Source organism: uncultured Faecalicoccus sp. (genome assembly GCF_944325745.1).
GTDB lineage: Bacteria > Bacillota_I > Bacilli_A > Erysipelotrichales > Erysipelotrichaceae > Faecalicoccus.
Genome location: NZ_CALVBG010000002.1, coordinates 1 through 24,306, shown reverse-complemented (window position 1 = coordinate 24,306; position 24,306 = coordinate 1). Strand labels below are relative to the sequence as shown.

Below are 24,306 nucleotides of genomic sequence, written 5' to 3'. Positions count from 1 at the left end.
TATGTTATAATAAACATCAAATGGGGGTTCATCATGATAGAGACTACTATTCGTGAGATCGCATCGATGCTGCATGCGCCGGTTTTAGGATCAGAGAAAGTCATGATCCATGGTGTCTGCATCGATTCTAGAAAAATTGAAGACAGTCATTTGTATGTTCCATTGATGGGTCAAAGAGCAGATGGACATACTTTTATAGAACAAGTAAAAGAAAAAGGATGTAAGGCGGCTTTGTGGCAAAAAGATCATACGCCTTATCCGGAAGATGTAGCGTTGGTCTTGGTCGACGATACTTTACAAGCGTTACAAGATCTTGCCAAAGCCTATCTTCAAAAACTTTCGGGGACGGTGGTCGCCATTACCGGATCCAATGGAAAAACCAGTTGTAAAGATATGCTTTATTCGATCTGTTCTTTAGAAAAAAAGACACAGAAGACACAAGGAAATCAGAACAATGAGATTGGTTTGCCGCTGACGATCTTATCCTTAGATTCAGATGTTGAGATCATCATTCTGGAGATGGGGATGGAGAATCGAGGAGAGATTGCTTTTTTATGCTCGATTGCTCCTCCGGATATTTCTGTGATCACCACGATCGGATCGGCTCATATGGAAAATTTGGGTGGAAAGAAACAAATTGCACAGGCCAAATTAGAGATTTTGGAGCATTTAAAGCCGGGAGGTCTTTTCTTATATGATAAGGATAGTCCGGAAATTGACGAATGTTTAAAAGCGATGGATCAGGATCCTTCGAAAAAAATCATATCCTTTGGAACCCACGGAGATATCGCTTTGACATCCGATGTGAAAGTGATCCAGGATCAGATTTGTTTTTCTTGTTCTTTGTGTTCGGACGTGAAGGTCAACAGTTTAGGAAAGATCCAGGCGCATAACGCATTGCCTTGCATCTATATCGCGTCCTATTTAGGAATCTCTATGAAATCAATCAAAGAAGGTCTTTCGCATTTAGAAATGACCGGTATGCGCATGCAGTTAGATCAGATTGCCAAGGCAAAGATCTTAAATGATGCCTATAAGTCAAATCCGGAAAGCGCCAAAGCTGCCATCGATGCTTTGATGACTTTGGATGCCCCTTTACATATTGCCTGCCTGGGCGATATGTTGGATCTCGGTCCGAATGAAATCTGCCTGCATGAAGAAATCGGAGATTATGCCTTTGATCACCAAGTCGATATCGTCTGCGGCTATGGACCATTGTCTTTAAAAATGGTAGAACATTGTAAGGATAAAAAAGCGTATTGGTTTGAAACCAAGGAAGAAATGGGGGAGTTCCTTCGTCCCTATCTTCAAAAAGATTGTGCCATCTTAGTGAAAGGTTCCCGAAGCATGGGAATGGATACGCTTATTGATATTTTGAAAGGGGAATTGAAATGAATCGATATAATTTAGCAGTTTTATTTGGAGGGCAAAGTTCAGAATATTCTGTTTCTTTACATTCAACAGCATCTTTTTTACGCCAGATCCATGCGGATAAATACAATATTATCATGATTGGGATCGATCCAAACGGGATCTTCTATTATTATGATGGAAGCATCGATGCGATCGAACACGATACTTGGAGACAAGATCCCTCTTGTACTCCTTGCGCCTTTGTGCATAAGGGAGTCATCCGTTTAGACCGGCCGGAAGAAAAGATGGATTTAGATGTGGCTTTTCCGGTTCTTCACGGGAAAAATGGAGAAGACGGATGTATCCAAGGACTTTTAGAATTGATGAACATTCATTATGTCGGCTGCGATGTGATGAGCTCTTCGATCAGTATGGATAAAGAGATCATGCATATTCTCTGTAAGGAAGCCGATATTCCTTGTGCTCCTTATATTTGTCTGAAAAAATTTGAAGCGAATCCGACTTTTGAAGAAATTGAAAAACAGATCCCGCTGCCATGGATCATCAAACCATGCAATGCGGGAAGCAGCTATGGAGTCCACAAAGTGGAATCTAAAGAAGATTTTGAACCGGCTGTGGATGATGCGTTTTATTATGACGGACGCGGCAAGATCTTAGTTGAAAAAGCGATTGACGGCTTTGAGATCGGCTGTGCGGTCATGGGAAACGAGACCGTCTTTACCGGCAGTATCGACGAGATCCAGATCCATGGCAGCATCTTTGATTTTGAAGGAAAGTATGAAGATAAAGGGGCTGAGATCATCTGTCCGGCCCGTATTGAACCAAAACAATTCAAACAAGCCCAAGAATTGGCTTACCGCACTTATAAGGCGATGAATTGTACTGGTTTAGCGCGTGTCGATATGTTCTTAACAAGCGATGGACAGATCATCTTGAATGAATTGAATACGATCCCGGGCTTTACGGATACGAGCCGTTATCCTTCGATGATGAAGGAAGCGGGCATCGGTTTTTCTGATTTGATCGATCGCTTGATCGAGCTGGCCATGCAAAGGAAGGTCGGCGTATGTTAGAAAGCTATAGCCGAAGTTGGACAGAGATCAACTATCCGGCCATCGCGCATAATGTCAAAGAGATCCAGAAGTTAGTGGGAAAAACCAAGATCATGGGGATTGTCAAAGCGAATGCCTATGGCCATGGCGATGTTGAATGCGCTCGAGCTCTGGCAGCGTGCGGTATTGACTTTTTTGGGGTCAGCAGTGTGGATGAAGCATTGCGGCTGCGCCAAGGCGGGATCCAGGAATCGATCTTGATCTTGGGCTATACACCACCGGAACATTTTCATTACTTAGTTGAGAATCAGATCATACAGTCTTTGGTGTCTTTGGAGTATGCCAAGAAATTAAATGCGTATGCCCAAAGTGTACAATGCCAGATCCATTGTCATTGTAAAGTGGATACCGGCATGAATCGTACAGGGATCGTTTATCAAGATCAGGAAAAGAACATGGATGCGATCTTAGAGGAATATCGCCTTCCCGGATTGAAAGTGGAAGGGATCTTTTCGCATTTTCCGGTCAGCGATGATCTTGGATTAGAAAGCAAGTCCTTTACGCAACATCAGATCGAATTATTTCAGGAAGTCTGTGAGAATTTAAAAGCGGAAGGGATCGATCCCGGTTTAAAACATATTCAAAACAGTTATGGGATCTTGAACTATCAAGATCTGGGCATGGATTATTGTCGTCCGGGTCTTTTGTATATGGGTGTGACCAGCGATGATGAGATCCCTATCGTTTCACAGCCTGATTTTATTCCGATCTTAAGCTGGTATGCCAATATCAGCTTGGTCAAATGGATCCATAAAGGACAGACAGTCAGCTACGGGCGCCATTTTACCGCCGCTAAAGATACCAAAGTAGCTACCGTCTCGGTAGGGTATGCGGATGGGCTGCATCGTCTTGTATCCAATCAAGGTTTAGAAGTATTAGTGCATGGGCAGCGTTGTCCGATCATTGGAAATATCTGCATGGATCAATGCATGATCGATGTGACAAACGTGGAAGAGGTGCAAGAAGGAGATGTTGTGGTGATCGTGGGACAGCAGGGAGATCAGAAAGTCACGATCGATGAGATTTCCCGAAAATCACATACCATCAACAATGAAACTTTATCTGCCATCGCCGCTCGTGTGCCGCGTTTAAGAAAGAGAGATTAGAAACATGGCTAGAAAACAACTGGCGGCCATTGACATTGCCAAATATGTCAGTGCTCTTTTGGTCGTCTGTATTCATACATTTCCGTTTATTGAACTCAACGAAACATTCAATACTTATTTCATTCAGACGATCTGTCGAATGGCGGTTCCGTTTTTCTTTACGATCAGCGGATACTTCTTCTTTCGTAAATTGACAAACGATGAAGAAGAAAACAAAGAATTGTTGAAGCGATACCTTTTTCGTTTATTGAAGATCTATTTGATCTGGACCGTAGTGTATTTGCCCTACACGATCTATAACTATATCAGTGCCGGAACTGGCTGGATCGGGATCGTATCGTATCTTCGAAACTTTTTGTTGAATGGATCTTACTATCACTTATGGTTTTTACCGGCCTTGATGACCGGGATGATCATCGCATATTTTCTGTATCAGAAAAAAGGCATGATCTTTATGTTGAAGACGTCACTGATCCTTTACTTTGTAGGTTATCTGTTGAATGTTTTTGCGCCTTTATGGGAAACGATCCCGGTGATCAGTTTCTTGTTCCGTTTTTTTACCGTCACGATCACGACAAGTCGAAACGGCTTCTTCTTTGCCCCGATCTTTATTGGGATCGGCTGCTTGTTGGCGAAGACCAAACGGTTATCGGGACGCTTTTCACAGATTGCCTTGATCATCAGCTTTGCCCTGCTGGTCATTGAAGTAACACTGTATATTATATTAGGAATGATGCGTGATCTGACCAGTATGTATCTGAGTCTGATCCCAACGACTTATTTCCTGGTCAATACTTTATTGACGACAAAGATTCCTTATAAACCGGTGTACCGCAGTATGCGTGAAGATTCGCTGTTGATCTATACGGTCCATATTTTGTTTGCGGTCCCGCTGTTGGCGCTTTTACCGAATGCGCATATCGTCGTTTATTTCTTAACGATTGCTTTATCGCAAGGCTTTGCCTCTTTAGTGGTCAGATATAAAGAACAATTTCCGATTTTAAAACAATTATTATGATACGAATTTCACAGATCAAGTGCCTTCGTGAAGACCAGATCGAAGGCCAGCTCTTAAAGAAACTGCATATCTCCAAAAAAGATCTTTTCGCATGGCACATTCATCGCAGAAGCGTGGATGCCCGCCACCAAAAGATCCTTTTTTCGTATACTGTGGATGCCAAGGTTCGCAATGAAAAGCGATTTTTAAAATTGCGGGACGTTCATTTGTGCCCCGATGAAACGTATCACGAGGTTTGCCCAGGATCACAGATCTTACACCATCGCCCGGTGGTGGTCGGTTTTGGACCGGCTGGGATGTTTGCGGCTCTGCAGTTGGCCAAGCAAGGCTATCGTCCAATCGTGATTGAAAGAGGAAGCGATATTTTGGCGCGACAGCGAAAGGTCAAGACATTTTGGGAAGGCGGCCCCTTAGATCCGGAATGCAATGTCCAGTTTGGCCAAGGAGGTGCGGGCGCTTTCAGTGACGGCAAATTGACGACGCGTTCCAAAGATCCGCGCAGCCGCAAAGTTCTCCAGGAGTTTGTGGAACTGGGAGCCGATCCGGATATTTTGATCGATGCGCACCCGCATATAGGAACCGATGGTTTTGTACCGATCCTGGAACATTTGGACCAGCGGTTACGGGCATGGGGAGCCGATATCTATTACGATACGTGCTTACTGGATCTGGAGATCGAAGCGGGGCAGCTCAAAGCAATCCATACCTCGCAAGGCAAGATCTTGTGTGAACAGATGATCTTAAGCATTGGACATAGTGCTTCGGATACGATTCGAATGTGTGCGCAAAAAGGACTGCATATGGAAAATAAACCTTTTGCCGTCGGGGTTCGCATCGAACATCAACAAGCTTTTATCGATCAGGCCATTTTACATGAGATGGCCCAGGATGATCGCTTCCGGCCAGCCCGCTACCAGTTATCCATGACGGCCTCCAACGACAAAGGGGTCTATACCTTTTGTATGTGTCCAGGCGGACTGGTGATTCCTTGTTCTTCTTCCGAAGGGAAATTGGTTGTCAACGGCATGAGTTATGCGGCCCGGGATGGAGAAAATGCCAACAGTGCCTTGTTGGTGCAAGTCAATGAAAAAGATTATGGAACCCAGCTTTTTGCGGGCTTGGAATATCAGGAAGTGCTTGAGAAAAAAGCTTTTTCATTAGGGAAGGATTACCGGGCCTGTGTTCAGCTGAGCAAAGATTATCTGCAGGGGATCTGCTCCAAGGAATTTGGCAAAGTTTCCAGCACCTATTGCCGAAAGACGACCTTTGTGGATCTCAATGAATTGTTTTCCGATTCTGTGAATCAGGCACTGCATGAAGGACTGATCCAATTTGAAAAACGGATTCCGGGCTTTAGCTTGGAGGATGCAGTGTTGACAGCGGTTGAATCTCGAAGCAGCGCAGCGGTTCGCATCGTTCGGGATGAAGATCTTCAATCCAATATCAAAGGAATCTACCCTTGTGGTGAAGGTTCCGGTTATGCCGGCGGAATCATGACCAGTGCGATCGATGGCTTGCGGTGTGCGGAAAAGATCATTGAATCTTTTGCGAAACCACTATAAAATGAGGAAAAAGTAAGGAGGAACCATGTCACTTTTCAAACCGGATTATTATGTTTCCAGTTATCAAAAGATCGATATCGACCGCTTAAAACAAGCGGGGATCCGATTGCTTTTGTGTGATATAGATAATACTTTGATGGCTTACAATGAAAAGGTCCCTAACCAGGAAGTGATCGACTTTATTGAAAAAGTCAAAGCTTCCGGGATCACTGTGGCCCTGTGTTCTAACGCGACGAAAAAAAGGGCCTATCGTTTTGGAAAAGAGCTGCACGTTTCACAAGTCTATTCTCTGTCTTGTAAGCCGATGCCGTTTCGGTTTTGGAAGGCAGTCAAAGATCACCATTGCCATAAAAAGGAAGTAGCGATCTTAGGGGATCAGCTTTTTACCGATGTCTTGGGAGGAAACCTGGCCGGGATCTATGTGATCTTAACGGCACCGATCTCCAAGGTGGATCGTTCTACGACGAAGTTTACGCGAAAGTTTGAGAATTTTGTTTTTCGAAGACTAGCGAAAAAAGGATTCCAGAAAGGAGTATACGATGACTAAGTATTGTAAAGGCTGCGGGATCGCGTTACAAAACGATGATCCGCAAGGATTAGGCTATGTACCGGCTTTAGATGCCAGTTATTGTCAGCGATGCTACAAAATTCGTCATTATGATCAGGTGACGATCTCGATGCAGCAGGGCATCGAATCCAATCAAACTTTAGAAAAGATCAATAAGATCGACGGCATCGTATTCTGGGTCGTAGATCTATTTACTTTTGAAGCCAGCATGATCTCTCGCCTGAATCAAAAACTGCCGGGCAAAGAGATCATCATGATCTTGACCAAACGCGATGTGTTGCCCAAAACTTTACAAGATGAAAAGATCTTGCGGTTTGTGCGCCAGCGATTGGCAGAAGAGAATATTGAAGTCAAAGATATCTTGATTTGCGGTCACCTTCTCAAGCACGATGAACAAAGCACACAGAATTTGATGAAGATCGTGCAAGCGATCCATACTTACCGTCAAGGCCAGGATGTGATCTTTATGGGGGTAGCCAATGCGGGAAAATCGACAATCTTGAATCGGCTGATGGCATCCAAAGATTTGACGATCTCCCGGCATCCGGGAACGACACTGGACCTGGTGCCGATTGAACAAGACGGATATACGATCTTTGATTCTCCGGGAATCGAGAATCGCCACAGCATGCTCTCGATCTTAAATCCGCGGGATCTAAAGACGGTGATTCCCACAAAACCGATCCGACCTTTTGTGTCTCAGGCATTTGAAGATCAAAGTTATGCGGTGGGCGGTTTGGCCCGCTTGGATGTTGTCGTGAATGGAAAGGCGAGTGTCGTTGGGTATTTCTCGCGGTCGCTGCCGATCCATCGGGGGAAACTTTCCACTGCCGACGCCCTTTGGCAAAAACATCTCAATGAAATGCTGGTGCCTTGTGTTGACACCTCTTTATTGACGATGCATACCTACCATGCTCCGATGATCTCGGAAGACAAGATGGATGTCGTGATCCATGGGCTGGGATGGTTTTGTATCAGCGGAGCGATCCAGGATGTTTATGTTCGGGTCCATAAAGGGATCCAAGTATCATTTAGAAAGGCGATGATCTAATGCTTACGGCACAAAATAAAAAATTGTTACGAAAGATGGGACAATCTTTGCGCCCTTTATTTCAGATCGGCAAGGAAGGGCTGAGTTATAATTTGATTCGTTCCTTAGACGATTCATTAGAAGCGCATGAACTAGTAAAATGCACACTGTTGAAAACAAGCCCGATCGATGTTCGGGAAGCGGCCATTGAGTGTTCTTCGCAGACTCATAGCGAGATCGTCCATATTGTAGGGCGAACCTTCCTTCTCTATCGCCGCAGTAAAGAAAACAAGTTGGGATTAAAGAAATGAAGGTCGCAATCGTAGGCGGTTCTTTTGACCCGGTCCATTTGGGACATCTTCAAATGGCTCATCAGGCCAAAGAACAATTGGGGGTTTCTCAAGTTTGGTTTCTGCCGACAAAAAAAACACCTTTAAAAGATCGCCAGCTGACCGACGATCAAGATCGTCTGGCCATGTTGAAAATGGCTTTAGAACCCTATCCGGATTATAAAGTCTGTACGATCGAATTAGAGCGGGAAGGGACAAGCTATACGGTCGATACTTTAAAAGAACTTCATGCACGATATCCCGACCATGAGTTTTTTTGGCTGATCGGCAATGACCAGTTAGAACAGTTCGACCGCTGGAAAGAGCCGGATACCTTGGTTTGTCTGGCGCAGTTTGTGTGCTTTGACCGGGATGGGAAACTTGGCAACACGGCGTATCCGATCCGGCGGATCCATATGGTGCCCATGCCTGTTTCCAGCAGCGAGATCCGAAGAGGAAAAAAACTGAATTATCTGGCGCCGCAAGTGCTGGATTATATCTATCAACATCGTTTGTATTTGAAGGGCTTTTTAGAGGAACGCTTAAAACCGAAACGAGTGGCTCATTCATTTTCCGTGGCAAAGCTTTGTGAAGAGTTTGCCTGCGCTCATGATCTGGATCCCAATCGTGCTTATTTGATTGGCTGTTTTCATGATATTGCCAAGAATATGACCGAAGCGGAAATGAAACCATGGATGGAGATCCTTTGCCCGGAAAATATGCACTATCCGTGTCCTGTCTGGCATGGTTTTGTCGCCAGCGAGATCGTGGATCGAATCTTTGGGATCCATGATTTCCAGATTCGACAAGCGATCTATCATCATGTATTAGGGACCAGTACCGACCCCTATGCGATGATCATTTTCTGTGCGGACAAGTTGGACCCTTTGCGAGGATATCCGGTACAGAAGCAGATCGATTTGGTCAAACAAGACCTTCTACAAGGGTTCTGGATGGTCAAAGAAGAAAACCAAAAATATTTGGAAGGAAAGGAATAGAGAATTGGAAGTTCGTGAAATAGTTTGTAAGGCAATCAGCGAAAAAAAAGGATATGATATTCGCGATTATGATACGCGCACGTTAACGCCTTTCATGGATCACATGATCGTCGCATCTACGGCAAATACAAGGCAAAACAATGCGATTTGTCAAAACATCAAAGATCGTTTGAAGGAAGCCGGTATCCAAACGCCGATGCGGATCGAAGGCGATGCGGATTCCCGTTGGATCTTGATCGATCTGCAAGATGTTGTCGTTCATCTGTTTGTCCAGCAGGAAAGAGAGGTGTATCGATTGGACCGTCTGTATGCGGATGTTCCGGTCGAAATCTATGATCTATGATACATTGGCCTATTATTATGATGCTTTGGTCAAAGATGATCAGGCAACTTTGGCGTGGGTCGATTGGATCATGGCCTCATCGGCTCCTTGTTCAGTCTTAGAATTGGCTTGCGGCAGTGCCGAGATCACACAAGTTCTATCGCAAAAAGGATATCAAATGACGGCTTTGGATCAAAGTGAGTCGATGATCCAACAAGCCAGGGAAAAAGATAAGAATTCATCGATCCAATATCTTTGCCAGGATATGCGCAATCTACACGGATTGGGGCATTATGAAGCCATCCTTTGTCTTTGTGACAGCTTTAACTATTTATTGGATCCGCAAGAAGTCAAAGATTTTTTTCGGGAAGTCTATGACCATTTAACCGACCAGGGATTCTTCTTTTTTGATACCCACTCGCTGGATCGGCTGCAGGAGTTTCAAGAAGAATTCAATGAAACCGGCCATATTCTCGATGTGGATTATCAGTGGTCGATCACCAGTGAAGAAGATGTGATCTATCAAGATTTTGCCTTTTATAAAGAAGACGGAACCGTGATCCAGGAACATCATATGCAGCGCGTGTATGATCCGGCCTGGCTGATCGAAACTTTAAAACCATACTTTACGATAGAAAAGATCACGACGGATTTTGATCAGGAAGGCATCCAGGAAGGAGAAAAATACTTCTTTGTATGCAGGAGGAAATAAGATGATAGGAATCATTGCCGCCATGGATGTGGAAGTCCAGGCCATCGAAAAATTATGTCAGATCCAAAGCACCAAGAAAATCGGCTTGTTTGATTTTGTCTACGGGACATGCGGCGGAGTCGAAGTGGTCTTATGCAAGAGCGGAGTTGGCAAGGTCGGGGCTGCCATGGTCACCACAGCTCTTTGTTTGACGCATGATCTGGAAGCTTTGATCAATATTGGAACGGCCGGAGGGCTCAAAGAAGAGCAAGAAGTCTTAGATATCGTCATTAGTGACGATGTGATCCAGGCGGATTTTGATACGACAAGTCTGGATGGGCCAAAAGGATTGGGCTTGCGTTATCATGCCCATCGGGATTTGATTCAAAAGGCAATCGAAGCCGCCCAAGAAAACCAGATTCGCTATCATGTAGGAGCGATTGCCTCACAAGATCTGTTTATGGCCAAAGAAGAAGATTTTCAAAAACTGATGAAGAATTTTCCGGACTCTATCTGTTCAGAAATGGAGGCCGGGGCCTTGGCGCAGGTGGCAGATGCCTTTCAAGTTCCTTTTGTGATCATCCGCTCCCTCAGCGATGTAGCCGTTCATCATGACAATCCCATGGAATTTTCGACATACGTTCAACATGCGAGTCAGCAGTCCAGTCATCTAGTAGAAAGTTTTCTGAAAAAAACTGTAATTGACAATCGCTGAACACTGTGAAAAAATAAGATGCGCAACAGCTATATTTTCTTGAAATTCAAGAAGGATATAGCTCTTTTTTTGGCTTGAAAGGGGAAATCTTATGAATCAATCGTTTATGAAGACAAGACCGGTATTGCCGCTTGTTCTTTCGATGTCGCTGCCCATGGTCATTTCCATGATGGTCTCGGCTCTTTATAATATCGTGGATAGTTACTATGTGGCTCAGATCAGTGAAGATGCGATGACGGCTCTGTCCCTTGTCTTTCCTATTCAGAATCTGATCAATGCGGTGACGATTGGCTTTTCAGTGGGTGCCAATGCGGTCATTGCGTATCATTTGGGAGCCCAGAACAAACTGAAAGCCGATACGGCTGCTTCCTGGAGCTTGATCTGTAATGGGATGCACGGGATCTTGTTGATGATCGTATGCATAGGGATCATTCCCTGGTTTTTGAGTTGTTTCACTAGTCAGGCTTTGGTGATCGATCTGGGCGTTCGCTATGCACGGATCGCTTTTGGCTTTTCGGTATTTATTGCCGTATCCATGGCGATGGAAAAGATCTTTCAAGCTTCGGGAAAGATGATGATTACGATGATCTGTATGTTGTCGGGATGCATCATCAACATTGTTTTGGATCCGATTTTGATTTTTGGTTGGGGACCATTTCCGCAAATGGGAATCGAGGGAGCGGCCTGGGCTACGGGAATTGGACAGACGATCGGCGTATTGATCTATCTGATCTGTTACAAGTTTGGAAACTTTCCCGTTCATATCCGGATTCCTCAAAAGGGGATGGGCTGGAGTCTGGTCAAAAAAATGTATGCCGTGGGGATCCCTGCCACTTTGAATCTTGCTCTTCCATCATTATTGATCTCTTGTCTCAATATCATTTTAGCGGCTTTCTCTTCGGTCTATATCTTGGTGCTTGGCGTGTATTATAAACTGCAGACCTTTCTGTATTTGCCGGTGAACGGGATCGTTCAGGGCATGCGGCCGATCATTGGTTATAACTATGGGGCGCAAGAGATGCAGCGAGTGCATGCCATTTATCGAACCGCTTTTTTGTTGTCGGTAGGCATCATGGTGCTGGGAACGATTCTGTGCTGGGGAATCCCGGAAAAATTGATTGGATTGTTTTCGTCAAATCCGCAAACGATCCAGGTGGGCAGTTTGGCCTTACGCTTGATCAGTCTTGGTTTTGTGATTTCATCTTTATCGGTGATCTCCTGCGGTTCTTTGGAAGGATTAGGCAAAGGGGTACCTTCTTTGATGATCTCTTTATTGCGGTATGTGGTTTTGATCTTGCCGATTGCGTTTGTTTTGTCCCGCCTTTTGGGAGCGACCGGAGTTTGGCATGCCTTCTGGATCACGGAAGTGATCAGCGCCGGCCTTTCTTTCTGGCTCTATCGGCATGCTTTGAAAAAAGTGTAAAGTGTTGGTAAAAAAACGGACTCCTTCTTTTGAAAATCACAAAAAAGAAATATAATGAACAAAAAGAGGAATAAACTATGATCAAAATATTGTTTGTCTGCCACGGCAATATCTGCCGTTCGCCGATGGCGGAATATATTTTTAAAGACTTGATTGCCCAAAAAGGAATCCAAGATCAATTCTTGATTGCTTCGGCGGCAACGAGTACCGAAGAGATTGGACGGGATATCTATCCTCCTGCTCAACGGAAATTGAAAGAAAAGGGAATTCCTTTTTCTTGCCGCCAGGCCCGTCAGGTTCGTTTTGACGAATATGGGAAATGGGATTATATCATCGGGATGGATCGCTGGAATCATCAGAATCTAAAACGATTGTTTAAGATGGATCCGCAACAGAAAGTCTATTCTTTGTTGGCGGATCGGGATGTGGCAGATCCCTGGTATACAGATGATTTTGAAACAGCTTACCAAGATATCGTTCAAGGTTGTCAAGAATGGTTAGAAAGGATCACAAATGATCAAACAGAATCTACACACGCATAGTGTTTATTGTGACGGCAAAGACACGATCGACCAAATGGTGCAAACGGCGATCCAGAAAGGATTTACGATTTTAGGATTCTCCGGACATGGACCTTGTCGATACGATGAGGTTGCGATGAAAGAAGAAGATCTGGTTTCTTATCGAAAGGAGATCTTAGCGGCAAAAGAGAAGTATAAAGATCAGATCCAGATCTATGTCGGTATCGAAGAAGATATGACGCAGCGGATTCCTTCGAAAGATCCTTATGATTTTGTGATTGGCAGCAAGCATTTTATCCAGGTAAAAAACCAAGTTAAAAATGTAGATTATTCACAAGCGATGACCGATGAGATCACAGATTTGTACGGTGGAGATTTTCTTTCCTATGCCAAGGATTACTATGAAGATCTTCAAAAACTAGCACAATTTGAAGAAGTGGATATTGTAGGACATTTGGATCTGTTGATGAAATTCAATGAAGATGAACACTATCTTTCATTTACGGATCCAGCTTATTTGAGCTATGCCCAAGCATGCATCGATGTTTTGGTTCAGGCCGGAAAGATCTTTGAGATCAATACCGGGGCAATCTCGCGAGGCTATCGCAAACATCCGTATCCGCACAAAAGCTTGCTGGAATATCTCTTCCAAAAGGGAGGAAAAATTATATTGAACAGCGATTGTCATGATTGCCACATGTTAGATTGCCACTATGCGGAGTCACTGAAACAGATTCGCGATATTGGTTTTACTTCGATGATGGTTTTGACACCGGAAGGATTTAAAGAAGCGCCTATTGACCAGTTTGGTCTCTAGACGCTTTTTTCTTGGATTTCGGAATACGTTGTAAGGCCGTAGAGAGGGGTAGCCTTGACGCAGGCATTTTCGATGGCTTTTGCCATGGCTTTGGCAGCCAGAACACCGACGATATCGGGTTCTGCTTCTACTTTTCCGGAAGCCATCGCAAAGATCGTATCCCCGTCACTGGAGGTGTGGACCGGTCGAATCGTTCGTGCATATCCGTTATGAGCCATGGAAGCCACTTTATTGATTTGGGCTTTAGAAAGATTGGCATTTGTGATGATGCAGCCGATCGTCGTATTCATGCCGCAAGACTCTACAATAGGTTCGTTTTCCAATATCCAGTCCGTTGTCGAGATCCGGCATTGTTTTTGATAGTCATAGATTCCGGCGATGGGTCGATTGGAATTTTCAAAGTAGACATCGCCGCACGCATTGACAGCCACGATTGCCGCTAATTTTAGATCGCCAACTTGATAAGCGGCGATTCCTAAGCCGGATTTCATGGCTTTGTCAAAACCGATAAATTTACCTACACTTGCCCCTGTGCCGGCGCCGACACATCCTTGTTGGGGCTGATGGGTTTGAGCATTTTCACAAGCCTGGTACCCCATTTTTTTGGAAGGGTATGCCTTAGGATCGGAAACGCTGCAGTCAAATAAACAAGCGCCAGATACGATGGGGATCGTAATGCCTTTCATATCAAAACCAATCTGATGTTCACTCAAATAGTCCATGACCCCGCAGCTGGCCTCTAAGCCAAAAGCACTTCCACCCGCCAAAGTTACGGCATGGATCTGCTGGACCATATTTTTGGGATTCAAAAGGTCGGTTTCACGGGTGGCAGGACCTCCACCGCGGACATCTACGCCGGCGGTGGCACCTTGTTCACAGATGATCACGGTACAGCCGGTGCCTTTTTCCAGATCTTGAGCGTGGCCGATCTTAAAATCTTCTAATTCCTGAATTGCGATCTCTTTCATTTGTTTCTTCTCCTTGTTTAATACAGATCCGTTCTGCGAATCTTCCAAAACGGCATGCGGTCTCGAATCTGCTGGATTCGGTTTAAGTCAATATCGACGATGGCCACAGGTTCTTTTTCATCCATTTGATAAACGATCTTTCCAAAGGGATCGGTGATGATTGAGTGACCAAAACTTTCAAAATTGTCAAATTGATATTGGGCCGGATTGACCCCGACCATAAACACTTGGTTTTCCATGGCCCGCGTTTGAAAAAGCGGGGTCCAGTGGGCTTGCGTGACTTGTTTATTAAAGGCGGCCGGGCAAAAGATGATCTGGGCCCCTGCCTGGGCCAACCGCCGCGTCATTTCTGGAAAGCGGATGTCGTAACAGATCAAGACACCCATGGTTCCCCATAAAGTAGGAAATGTACAAAGAGAATTCCCGGGCGTAAACACATCTTTTTCCTGATAATCCGTATGATTGGTATGGATCTCAAACAGATGTGTTTTTTGATAAGCCCCAATCTGTTCTCCATGATCAAAGATCAGACACTCGTTATAGATCTTTTGATCGATCTTATGGGCCAAAGTGCCGGCAACGACCAGACATTGTCCCGTTTGTGAGATTGAGCGCATCAAATGGGCACACGGATCATAAGAGGGAACACTCTGGCAGATCTTTTCATTCGTATACGGGCAATTCCATATTTCTGGGAAAACCAGGATGTCCGCATGGTTTTCTATACACTTTTTGGCCAAGGTTTTTACCTGATCTAGATTTTCGCTGAGGTCATCACGGACACGGACCTGGATCATGCCGATTTTCATAGTTTTATCATACCACGATTTAGAAAAATGATTTATAATAAAGCCGATGAGAACAGGAGTGAAATCATGCCAATTGTAAAACTAGGCCCTGCTTATAAAGATTATATTTGGGGCGGTACAAATTTAAAGGAAAAATACGGAAAGAAAAGCGATCTGGATATTGTAGCCGAAAGTTGGGAAGTCTCTACGCATCCGGATGGACCCAGCATCGTTTTAACGGGTGAGTATGCCGGAAAAACCTTGACAGAATACATTGATGCTTTAGGAAAGGACTGTTTGGGAACAAAAGGAAAAGAGTTTGAATTCTTCCCGATGTTGATCAAATTCATCGATTCAAAGCAGCCGCTGTCGATCCAGGTGCATCCTGATAATGAATATGCATTGCGGGTTGAAAAAGAATACGGAAAAACAGAAATGTGGTATATCTTGGATTGCGAACCAGGAGCTACTTTATATTTCGGGGTCAATCGTTCGATCACGAAAGAAGAATTCCGTCAGCGCATCGAAGATAATACGATCTTAGAAGTCCTCAAAGAAGTACCGGTACACAAAGGCGATGTCTTCTTTATCCAGGCAGGTACGATCCATGCGATCGGAGCAGGAACGACACTTTGTGAGATCCAGCAGAATTCCAATTCGACCTATCGTGTGTATGATTTTGGGCGTGTGGGAAAAGACGGGAAACCACGTGAACTGCATATCGATAAGGCCATCGATGTTTCCAATCTGGATCCGATCGAATCGGATTTCAAACCGGTGGGAGAACCTGTCAGCGATGAAACCACTTCTACGGTCATGCTCGGGACATGCGATTACTTTACAAGCTTTGAAACGACATTAAAAGGATCCACATCGATCCCAGTGGATGAAGAAAGTTTTGGAGCCCTGGTGTTGGTGGAAGGCAGTGCCGTGGTGGAAAACCAGGATACAAAACTGGAACTTCAAAAAGGCGATACGATCTTTATTACCGCGGGTAGTGGAGAAGTCAAGGTCACTGGCGATTGTCAGTGGATCTATAGCAGGGTTTGATCCTGCTTTTTTGGTTTTATGTTTCAAGAAGATCTATTGCGCTGGTATCAGGAAAATGCCCGGAAGCTGGTCTTTCGACAAAAGAAAGAGGCGTATTCGATTTGGGTCTCTGAGATCATGGCGCAGCAAACCCGGATTGAAGCGATGCTTCCTTATTACGAGCGCTTTATGGCTCGATATCCGGATCTTAACAGTTTGGCACAAGCCCACGAAGACGACCTGGTCAAGATCTGGCAAGGCTTGGGATATTATAATCGGGTCAAAAATATGAAGAAATGTGCGGCTTACTGTGTCGAAAATTATCATGGACAGTTCCCGCAGACCAAAAAGGAACTATCTAAACTGCCGGGCATTGGCGACTATACGGCCGGGGCAATCGCTTCGATCGCCTTTGATGAAAAAGTCAGTGCGGTGGATGGTAATGTGATCCGTGTTTTTTCTCGTCTTTACCATATCACGGAAGATGTATCACAGACAAAAATCAAAAAGCAGATCACGGAATTGGTCGATGCCTCTTTGGCAGATCCCATCAGCGATTACAACCAGGCGTTGATGGAGCTGGGAGCTTTGGTCTGTATTCCTAAAAATCCAAGATGCGATATCTGTCCGATCCGAAAGGATTGCCAATCCTTACTCTGCGGTGATGCCCATGCGCTTCCGGTGTCGGCAAAAAAGAAACCGCGGCGAATCGAAGAGCCGATGTTTTATATTTGGATCTATCAAGATAAGATCCACTTGAAAAAGCGGCCTTCTCAAGGCTTGTTGGCGGGCTTGTTTGGATTTGATGAGAACATGCCTCAACAGGTAGAAGAAAAAAGAGTATTGGAACCCTATACCCACATCTTTTCCCATGTCGAGTGGCATATGAAGGGGATGGTTTGTTTTGTCAAAGAGGGAAACGAAGACTTTTATTCTTTGGACGAGATCCATGAGAAAATATCGATTCCCAGTGCTTTTCAGCCTTTTTTAAAACAAGCAGAAAAAATTATAGAGGAGAGAGAAAAATGCCAGAAATCATTATAGAGAGTTTTACTTTGGATCACACAAAAGTACAAGCGCCCTACGTGCGGTTGATCGATACTGAGACCGGGGAACAGGGAGATGTCATTTCCAATTATGACGTGCGCCTTTGTCAGCCGAACCAAGAAGAAATCCCGACGGGGGCCATGCATACATTGGAACATCTTTTAGCACTATACTTGCGCCCGCAGGTCCCCGGCTACATCGATTGTTCTCCGTTTGGGTGCCGCACCGGATTCCACTTGTTATGTTGGAAAGAACATGACCCGCAAGAAATAGCTGTAGCCTTAAAAGAGAGCTTGCAGGCAATCGTAGAGACCTCCTGGGAACAAGTTCCGGGAACAAAAGAAAAAGAATGCGGAAATTATCGCGACCATTCTTTGTTTGGGGCGCAGGAATGGGCCAAGAAAATCTTGGCAAAAGGGATCTCCTATGATCCTTATGAAAGAAAGATCGTATGAGTGAAAAGCTGATCCTGGCATCCTGTACGTGTGATGTGATCCTTTATGTGGATCATTTGCCGCTTTCGTGCCAGGATGTCAAAGTCAAGAAACGCGAAACCAAGATCGGAGGCTGCGGCTATCATGTGGCCAAGGCTTGCGAACAGAGTATCTTGGCTTGCCCTTGCGGCACGGGCATCTATGGAGACTTTGTCAAACAAGCGCTTATACAGGAAGATATTTCTTTTTACTGTCCTCAAGTCTTGGAAGAAAATGGCGTTTGTTTTTGTCTGATCGAACCCAATGGGGAACGTACTTTTATGGCCAATCATGGAGCTGAGTATCATTTTTCGCCAGAGATCTTGGAAGATCTTCCCGAGACCGAATGGGTCTATGTATCGGGGATCGATCTGGAAGAAAAACAGAATCATTGCGTGATCGACTATCTGAAAAATAAAAAACAAAAAGTTTTCTTTTCTCCTGGACCTCGCGTGGATCAGATCCCGGCAGTTTTAGAAGAAATGTTGACCTTACATCCTGTTTTGCACATGAATAAAGAAGAATGCGAAGCTTGGACGGGGCAGGAATTCAAAAAAGGGATGGAAATGCTTTGGCAAAAGACAGGGCAGCCGGTCATCGTGACTGATGCTTCTCGCGGATCCTATGCATATGATCAAAAACTGGTTCACGTCGCTGTGCAGCCTGTGCGATCGGAAAACGTGACCGGAGCCGGCGATACGCATGCGGGCAGTTGTTTAGACAGCTTATCCCAAGGGATGGATCTGGAGACCATGTTGGAAAAAGCAAATCAAAAGGCGAAAGAAAAGATCGTCAAGAAAGAAGGAATACGATGATCGATTGTATAGCGGTAGGATTAGGCGGGTTTCTAGGATCGATCCTGCGATATTTAGGGGGCAAGATCCCATTGGAAACGCATGGGTTTCCCCTCCATACACTTTGGATCAATGTGATCGGCTCTTTTGTGATCGGGTGTATTGCCTGTCTTGTCTCCAAAAATCCCAACATCGATCCGCGCTGGATCTTGTTTTTTAAGGTTGGGGTTTGTGGCGGTTTTACGACTTTTTCCACCTTTTCTTTGGAATCGAGTCAGCTGATCCAATCTGGTCAAACCGGAATGGCAATCCTCTATGTGGGATGCAGTATCGTATTTGGCGTGATTGCGGTGTTTGTGCCGCAGCTTCTCATAAAATGAAAAGATCAGGGAGTTTATTTATCCCTGATCTTTATTTTTGTTGGGAAATTGAGAAAGAGCCAGGCATACCAGTCCGATTCCTAACATACTCATGGCGTTCTTGATTTCGATTTGATTTAAAAATGAAAGTACGACAACGGCAATGCCCATCGCTAAGGCAATTCCTTTTAGAGTGATATCAAGGATCTCAGATATCTCAGTACTATCTTTTTTCTTTGTGCTGTCCTTTGTTTGCATGAGCTCATCAATGGATATCTCAAAGATCTCGGCAAGTTTTGGGATCGAATTCACATCGGGAAAAGAGAGATCTCGTTCCCATTTGGATACGGCCTTATCGGTGACACCCATCTTTTCCGCCAGCTCAAGCTGGGTCATTCCTTTTTCTTTACGCAAGGAAGATATCATTTGTCCAAAAGTTTGTTTTTTCATGATGACTACCTCTTTCTTCTTGTATGCATCCTATCACGATCGTTAGGATGGACTCAACCGACTGTCAGTTGAGTTTGCTCGTCTGTTGGTTTACTCGATTTCTTCGTCATTTTTGTATTCCAAGATATCCCCAGGCTGACATTCCAACACTTCGCATATCGCATTCAGGGTGGAAAAGCGGATCGCCTTGACTTTTCCGGTTTTCAGATTGGATAGATTCACATTGGAGATGCCGACTTTTTCCGATAATTCATTAAGAGAGATCTTCCGATCGGCCATCATGCGATCTAAACGTAATATGATTGCCATAACTTCACCTACAGGATCGCATCGACTTCATTTTGTAGACGATAGCCGTTTAAGAACAATACCCCAAGCAACAGGCAGATCACACCTAAGATGATATAGACGCCATCCGCCAGAATAAAATCATGATATCGGATAAATGACATCCCGCTAGGGACTGAAACAGAATCACTGATCCGCGGTACGATAAAAGCTACGACAAGAAAAAGGATCCCTATGATATTCATTCCTTTGGCAAGGATCTGATGAAACGCTTCGTGGCTCCAATAGAGAAATAGAATGGTGAAAAAGAAGACCAAGATGGCGATATTCCACGTCAGATGATAAAGAAAATTGGAAAAACCGATCGCGGTCCATACATTCCACAAGGTCCATTGAGTGATGTTGACAACGGCTTGCACCGCAAATGCTCCGGTGATCACGAGGCATGCCAACATGGTTCTTTTTAGATTTTTTGATTTTACTTCCTGGAATTTTGTATTACAAATAAAGTCGTTGGTCTTGTTCATGTTCTGATCACTCCTTCTTAAGAACCTTACAAAAACTCTTTCTGCTTACTTTATAACATCATTTTTTATAAAAATCAATAAAATATTATCGATAAACATTAAATAATAAATGAAATAAATAAAATATCTAAAGTTTATCAAGAAATGGTGGAATTCTAGTTTTCCATTGAAATCTATGATACAATACTATAGCGTCTAAATTTGTAAGAAATGAGATTCAGGAGGAATACCTATGGGATTGTTTTCGAATTTATTCTCCGAAGAAAAGCGTGAGATCAGCACATTGGAAAAGATCGCAGATCAAGTGCTCTCTCATGAAAAAGAGATGGAAGCTTTATCGGATGAAGAACTTAGAGAAAAAACAACAGAATATAGAAATCGTCTGGCCAATGGCGAAACAGTAGAGGATCTGTTGCCGGAAGCTTTTGCGACAGCTCGCGAAGCCGCATATCGTGTGATCAATGAAAAGCCATACCGCGTACAGGTCATGGGTGCCGTGGCGATGCACAAAGGCGACATCGCAGAGATGAAGACCGGTGAAGGAAAAACGTTGACTGCTACGATGGCCGTTTATCTGAATGCCTTGGAAGGCAAAGGGGTCCATGTGATCACCGTCAATGAATACTTGGCCGGACGTGATGCCGCTTGGATGGGTGAGATCTATCGTTTCTTGGGCATGAGTGTCGGTGTCAATAAACGGGAACTGCGACCGAATGAAAAACGCGAAGCTTATGCATGCGATATCACTTATACGACCAACTCGGAATTAGGGTTCGATTATTTGCGTGATAATATGGTCACTCGTGTCGAAGACCGTGTGATGCGTGGCCTTCATATGGCGATTATCGACGAGGTTGACTCGGTGTTGATCGATGAAAGCCGTACACCGCTGATCATTTCCGGGGGCAAGAAACAGACCGCCAATCTGTATATTCAGGCCGACAAATTTGCCAAAACCTTAACGGCCCCTGAATATGAAACGGATCGTTTCACCCATGAAAAAACATTGATCTCGGGGGATTATGATATCGATGAAAAGACTCGTCAGGTCATGTTGAGTGAAGAAGGCGTTCACAAAGCCGAAAAATATTTTAAGATCAAGAATCTATACGATATTGAACATACCCAGCTGGTGCATCATATCAATCAGGCGTTGAAGGCGAACTATATCTTTACCAATGAAGTAGAATATGTTGTCAGCGAAGAACAAGAGATCGTGATCGTCGATCAGTTTACGGGACGTTTGATGCCAGGACGTGCCTATAGTGACGGTCTGCATCAGGCAATCGAAGCCAAAGAAGGCGTTCCGATCAAGGAAGAGACTTCTACTTTGGCAACGATCACATATCAGAACTTCTTCCGTCTGTATGAAAAGCTGGCCGGTATGACCGGTACGGCCAAAACGGAAGAAGAGGAATTCTTATCGACATACAATATGAAAGTTGTCGTGATCCCTACCAATAAGCCGGTCATTCGTGTCGATGAAGATGATGAGATCTATGCACATAAAGATCGAAAATATCGTGCTTTAGTGGAGGAAGTTAAACGTCTGTATGAAAAAGGACAGCCGGTCTTAGTGGGTACGATTGCGGTAGAAACCAGTGAATTGATTAGTCAGATGCTTAAAAAAGAAGGCATCCCGCATGAAGTGTTGAATGCGAAGAACCATGCTCGTGAAGCGGAGATCATTGCCAAGGCAGGACGTTTAAAATCGGTTACGATTGCGACAAACATGGCGGGGCGTGGTACCGATATCAAGTTGACCAATGAAACTCGTGAGCTGGGCGGATTGGCCGTTCTGGGCTCGGAACGCCATGAATCTCGCCGTATCGATAATCAGCTGCGCGGACGTAGCGGACGTCAGGGAGATCCTGGATTCTCGCGTTTCTATGTTTCGTTGGAAGACAGTTTGATGGTTCGTTTTGGTGGCGATAAGCTGCAGAAGATGTTTGAAAAATTAGGCGATGAGCAAGTGCAGTCCAAAGCGGTCACTCGTTCGATCACGATGGCACAAAAACGTGTAGAAGGATTCAACTTTGATACTCGTAAACAGCTGTTGGATTATGATGATGTTTTGCGCCGTCAGCGTGAGATCATCTATGCGCAAAGAAATCGCATCCTGGAAAGCGAAGAAGTCCATGAAATGGTACGTACGATCTTTGAAAAAGCCATTGAACAGACGCTGCAAGCCAATTTGTTGGATACGAAAAAAGGCGAAGTGGATCCGGCCGGTGTCTGCAAATCTTTTGAAGTTATGGGAATGCAGGAAGAAAAACAGATCAAAGTCAGTGAGATCGAAGGAAAATCTTATGAAGAGATCAAAAATTATGCGATCGATAAGATCTGGGGCGAATATGAAAAAGAGATCCAGCCTGTCAAAAAACAATTCTTGCCTTTTGAAAGAACTGTTGTGTTGCGCAACATCGACCGCAACTGGATCAACCACATTGACCGTATGGATAAGTTGAGAAGTGGTATTTATTTGCGAAGCTATGCGCAAAACAACCCGCTTCAACAATATGTACAAGAAGGATTCGATATGTTTGAAGAAATGAATCGCCGTATCGACCGTGAGATCACGTTCTTCTTATGTAAAGTAAGGATCCGCAGGGAGACAAAAGCGTAATGGAACTGTATGAATTGAAACAAGGAGTCAGTACTCACCTGGAGAAGCTTCGCTCTCTAGGTGAGTCACTTTGACTTACCTCAAAAAGAACAACAGATCGAAGAGTACGATCAACAGACCTTAGAAGAAGGATTTTGGAATGATCAGCGCAAGGCCCAAGCGATCATCCGCACCCGAAACTCTTTAAAAGAAATCGTAGATAACTATCAATCGCTTTTAGAACAGATGGAATCGCTGAATGAGACCGCCGATGTTTTAAAAGAAGAGATGGATCCGGAACTTTTAGAGATGGCTGGGGAAGAATATCAGGAAGTTGAAAAACAATTTTCGGCTTTTGAGATCCAGGTTCTTTTATCGCATGAGTATGATCAAAACAATGCGATCCTGGAGCTGCATCCCGGGGCCGGTGGAACAGAGTCTTGTGACTGGGCCAGCATGTTGTATCGGATGTATACGCGCTATGCCGAGAAAAAAGGCTGGAAAGTGACAGTATTAGACTATCTTGCCGGAGAAGAAGCAGGAATCAAGAGTGTGACCTTCTTAGTGGAAGGCGATAAAGCTTACGGATATTTAAAAGGGGAAAAAGGAGTTCATCGTCTTGTGCGAATTTCACCGTTTGACTCCGGTGCCAGACGTCATACCAGCTTTGCGTCTTTGGAAGTTATGCCGCAATTCAACGATGAAATTGAGATCGAGATCAAACCGGAGGATTTGATCGTTGAGACCAAGCGTGCCAGCGGGGCCGGAGGCCAGCACATCAACAAGACGGACAGTGCTGTTCGTATGGTCCATAAACCGACCGGCATCGTTGCGACTTGTCAAAATGGACGAAGCCAGCATGAAAACCGTGAAGAAGCGCTGCGCATCTTGAAGTCTCGTCTTTATCAGCTGGAAATTGAAGAAAAAGAAAAGAAATTACGCGAGATCAAGGGAGAACAAAGTGCCAATGAATGGGGATCCCAGATCCGCAGTTATGTTCTGCATCCTTATTCTTTGATCAAGGATGTTCGAACCGGTTATGAGACCAGTCAAGTCCAAGCGGTTTTGGATGGGGATCTGGATGAATTCATATTTGCGTACTTAAAGAGTCAAGTTCAATAATTTAAACAAAGAATTAAATTAAGAAAGTTTGTTCACATATTCTTGGAATGAACTTTCTTTTTTTGTATACTTAGATTCGTGGAGGTCGTTTATGACAGAATTAGAACAACATGCATTGAACATACGAAAAAATATCCTGACGATGGTCTATACGGCACAAAGCGGACATCCGGGCGGATCCTTGTCGGCAGCCGATATCCTGACATCTCTCTATTTCCAGGAGATGGATATCAACGAAGACAATGTATCCAGTAAAGACCGCGACCGTTT

At 44.4% G+C, this 24,306-nt stretch carries 27 protein-coding genes and 1 pseudogene; 23 read left to right on the top strand and 5 right to left on the bottom strand.

All coding sequences use genetic code 11. From position 1 onward, the window contains the following. Positions 1–33 precede the first annotated feature (33 nt). The 15 genes from murF to Q0J48_RS00525 all read left to right on the top strand — a co-directional run bounded on the left by murF (position 34) and on the right by Q0J48_RS00525 (position 13,586). Positions 34–1,395: a UDP-N-acetylmuramoyl-tripeptide--D-alanyl-D-alanine ligase gene (murF, locus tag Q0J48_RS00595; protein ID WP_296240659.1), complete on the top strand. Its 1,362-nt coding sequence runs from the start codon at positions 34–36 to the stop codon at positions 1,393–1,395. Next, positions 1,392–2,447, top strand: coding sequence for a D-alanine--D-alanine ligase family protein (locus Q0J48_RS00590; protein ID WP_296240656.1), 1,056 nt, complete (start codon positions 1,392–1,394; stop codon positions 2,445–2,447). Before murF ends, Q0J48_RS00590 begins: the two co-directional genes overlap by 4 nt. Continuing rightward, a complete protein-coding gene (alr, locus tag Q0J48_RS00585) occupies positions 2,441–3,592 on the top strand; it encodes an alanine racemase (RefSeq protein ID WP_296240653.1) in 1,152 nt (383 codons plus the stop codon). Before Q0J48_RS00590 ends, alr begins: the two co-directional genes overlap by 7 nt. Before the next feature lie 4 nt (positions 3,593–3,596). After that, positions 3,597–4,610, top strand: a complete 1,014-nt coding sequence (locus tag Q0J48_RS00580; RefSeq protein ID WP_296240651.1) for an acyltransferase — start codon at positions 3,597–3,599, stop codon at positions 4,608–4,610. Then, entirely contained in the window at positions 4,607–6,172 is a 1,566-nt protein-coding gene (locus Q0J48_RS00575; protein WP_296240649.1) for an NAD(P)/FAD-dependent oxidoreductase, read from the top strand. The genes Q0J48_RS00580 and Q0J48_RS00575 overlap by 4 nt, the downstream gene beginning before the upstream one ends. Positions 6,173–6,197: 25 nt before the next feature. Next, a complete protein-coding gene (locus Q0J48_RS00570; protein WP_296240647.1) occupies positions 6,198–6,719 on the top strand; it encodes a YqeG family HAD IIIA-type phosphatase in 522 nt (173 codons plus the stop codon). Next, positions 6,712–7,791, top strand: coding sequence for a GTPase (locus Q0J48_RS00565; protein ID WP_296240645.1), 1,080 nt, complete (start codon positions 6,712–6,714; stop codon positions 7,789–7,791). Before Q0J48_RS00570 ends, Q0J48_RS00565 begins: the two co-directional genes overlap by 8 nt. Beyond that, on the top strand, positions 7,791–8,081 hold the full coding sequence (locus tag Q0J48_RS00560) for a YhbY family RNA-binding protein (RefSeq protein WP_296240643.1): 291 nt from the start codon (positions 7,791–7,793) through the stop codon (positions 8,079–8,081). Before Q0J48_RS00565 ends, Q0J48_RS00560 begins: the two co-directional genes overlap by 1 nt. After that, entirely contained in the window at positions 8,078–9,097 is a 1,020-nt protein-coding gene (gene nadD, locus Q0J48_RS00555) for a nicotinate (nicotinamide) nucleotide adenylyltransferase (protein WP_296240641.1), read from the top strand. Before Q0J48_RS00560 ends, nadD begins: the two co-directional genes overlap by 4 nt. A gap of 4 nt (positions 9,098–9,101) precedes the next feature. Next, positions 9,102–9,440, top strand: coding sequence for a ribosome silencing factor (gene rsfS, locus Q0J48_RS00550; protein ID WP_296240639.1), 339 nt, complete (start codon positions 9,102–9,104; stop codon positions 9,438–9,440). Further along, entirely contained in the window at positions 9,430–10,131 is a 702-nt protein-coding gene (locus Q0J48_RS00545; RefSeq protein ID WP_296240638.1) for a class I SAM-dependent methyltransferase, read from the top strand. The genes rsfS and Q0J48_RS00545 overlap by 11 nt, the downstream gene beginning before the upstream one ends. A 1-nt stretch (position 10,132) precedes the next feature. Continuing rightward, complete coding sequence (locus Q0J48_RS00540) at positions 10,133–10,825, top strand: 5'-methylthioadenosine/adenosylhomocysteine nucleosidase (RefSeq protein ID WP_296240636.1); 693 nt, start codon at positions 10,133–10,135, stop codon at positions 10,823–10,825. A 91-nt stretch (positions 10,826–10,916) separates the two neighbouring features. Beyond that, the gene (locus tag Q0J48_RS00535) at positions 10,917–12,248 is read left to right on the top strand and encodes an MATE family efflux transporter (RefSeq protein ID WP_296240635.1); all 1,332 of its coding nucleotides are present in this window, start codon (positions 10,917–10,919) and stop codon (positions 12,246–12,248) included. 77 nt (positions 12,249–12,325) lie between these two features. After that, positions 12,326–12,790: a low molecular weight protein-tyrosine-phosphatase gene (locus Q0J48_RS00530; RefSeq protein WP_296240633.1), complete on the top strand. Its 465-nt coding sequence runs from the start codon at positions 12,326–12,328 to the stop codon at positions 12,788–12,790. Next, the gene (locus tag Q0J48_RS00525) at positions 12,762–13,586 is read left to right on the top strand and encodes a histidinol-phosphatase (protein ID WP_296240632.1); all 825 of its coding nucleotides are present in this window, start codon (positions 12,762–12,764) and stop codon (positions 13,584–13,586) included. The genes Q0J48_RS00530 and Q0J48_RS00525 overlap by 29 nt, the downstream gene beginning before the upstream one ends. On the opposite strand, the gene Q0J48_RS00520 is transcribed toward Q0J48_RS00525, so the two are convergent. Both Q0J48_RS00520 and Q0J48_RS00515 read right to left on the bottom strand, forming a co-directional pair. Next, positions 13,583–14,554: a P1 family peptidase gene (locus Q0J48_RS00520; RefSeq protein ID WP_296240630.1), complete on the bottom strand. Its 972-nt coding sequence runs from the start codon at positions 14,552–14,554 to the stop codon at positions 13,583–13,585. The two genes, Q0J48_RS00525 and Q0J48_RS00520, sit on opposite strands and share 4 nt — an antisense overlap. A gap of 17 nt (positions 14,555–14,571) precedes the next feature. Continuing rightward, complete coding sequence (locus tag Q0J48_RS00515; protein ID WP_296240628.1) at positions 14,572–15,363, bottom strand: nitrilase-related carbon-nitrogen hydrolase; 792 nt, start codon at positions 15,361–15,363, stop codon at positions 14,572–14,574. Between the two features lie 66 nt (positions 15,364–15,429). Here Q0J48_RS00515 and Q0J48_RS00510 point away from each other — a divergent pair, with 66 nt between their 5' ends. Genes Q0J48_RS00510 through crcB form a run of 5 tightly spaced genes read left to right on the top strand, consistent with a single transcriptional unit; the run spans position 15,430 to position 19,065 of the window. Continuing rightward, a complete protein-coding gene (locus tag Q0J48_RS00510; RefSeq protein ID WP_296240626.1) occupies positions 15,430–16,392 on the top strand; it encodes a type I phosphomannose isomerase catalytic subunit in 963 nt (320 codons plus the stop codon). 18 nt (positions 16,393–16,410) lie between these two features. Next, a complete protein-coding gene (gene mutY, locus Q0J48_RS00505; RefSeq protein ID WP_296240625.1) occupies positions 16,411–17,415 on the top strand; it encodes an A/G-specific adenine glycosylase in 1,005 nt (334 codons plus the stop codon). After that, complete coding sequence (locus Q0J48_RS00500; protein WP_296240624.1) at positions 17,397–17,873, top strand: S-ribosylhomocysteine lyase; 477 nt, start codon at positions 17,397–17,399, stop codon at positions 17,871–17,873. The genes mutY and Q0J48_RS00500 overlap by 19 nt, the downstream gene beginning before the upstream one ends. Then, positions 17,870–18,706, top strand: coding sequence for a PfkB family carbohydrate kinase (locus Q0J48_RS00495; protein ID WP_296240623.1), 837 nt, complete (start codon positions 17,870–17,872; stop codon positions 18,704–18,706). Before Q0J48_RS00500 ends, Q0J48_RS00495 begins: the two co-directional genes overlap by 4 nt. Next, positions 18,703–19,065, top strand: a complete 363-nt coding sequence (gene crcB, locus Q0J48_RS00490) for a fluoride efflux transporter CrcB (RefSeq protein WP_296240622.1) — start codon at positions 18,703–18,705, stop codon at positions 19,063–19,065. The genes Q0J48_RS00495 and crcB overlap by 4 nt, the downstream gene beginning before the upstream one ends. 18 nt (positions 19,066–19,083) lie before the next feature. Here crcB and Q0J48_RS00485 read toward each other — a convergent pair whose 3' ends face one another. The 3 genes from Q0J48_RS00485 to Q0J48_RS00475 all read right to left on the bottom strand — a co-directional run bounded on the left by Q0J48_RS00485 (position 19,084) and on the right by Q0J48_RS00475 (position 20,309). Next, positions 19,084–19,494, bottom strand: a complete 411-nt coding sequence (locus tag Q0J48_RS00485; protein ID WP_296240621.1) for a helix-turn-helix transcriptional regulator — start codon at positions 19,492–19,494, stop codon at positions 19,084–19,086. A 90-nt stretch (positions 19,495–19,584) separates the two neighbouring features. Beyond that, positions 19,585–19,803 carry a helix-turn-helix transcriptional regulator gene (locus Q0J48_RS00480; RefSeq protein ID WP_296240620.1) on the bottom strand — a complete coding sequence of 73 codons (219 nt, stop codon included), beginning with the start codon at positions 19,801–19,803 and terminating at the stop codon, positions 19,585–19,587. A gap of 8 nt (positions 19,804–19,811) precedes the next feature. After that, positions 19,812–20,309 carry a hypothetical protein gene (locus Q0J48_RS00475; protein ID WP_296240619.1) on the bottom strand — a complete coding sequence of 166 codons (498 nt, stop codon included), beginning with the start codon at positions 20,307–20,309 and terminating at the stop codon, positions 19,812–19,814. 232 nt (positions 20,310–20,541) lie between these two features. On the opposite strand from Q0J48_RS00475, the gene secA reads away from it, so the two are divergent. The 3 genes and pseudogenes from secA to Q0J48_RS00460 form a co-directional block, all read left to right on the top strand. Continuing rightward, complete coding sequence (gene secA, locus Q0J48_RS00470) at positions 20,542–22,935, top strand: preprotein translocase subunit SecA (RefSeq protein ID WP_296240618.1); 2,394 nt, start codon at positions 20,542–20,544, stop codon at positions 22,933–22,935. Next, a protein-coding gene (gene prfB / locus Q0J48_RS00465; protein WP_296240616.1) for a peptide chain release factor 2 occupies positions 22,935–24,036 on the top strand; the annotation gives its coding sequence in 2 pieces (ribosomal slippage) (positions 22,935–23,006 and positions 23,008–24,036; 1,101 coding nt in all). Before secA ends, prfB begins: the two co-directional genes overlap by 1 nt. 91 nt (positions 24,037–24,127) lie before the next feature. Further along, positions 24,128–24,306: pseudogene (locus Q0J48_RS00460) on the top strand (transketolase); the annotation flags it as partial.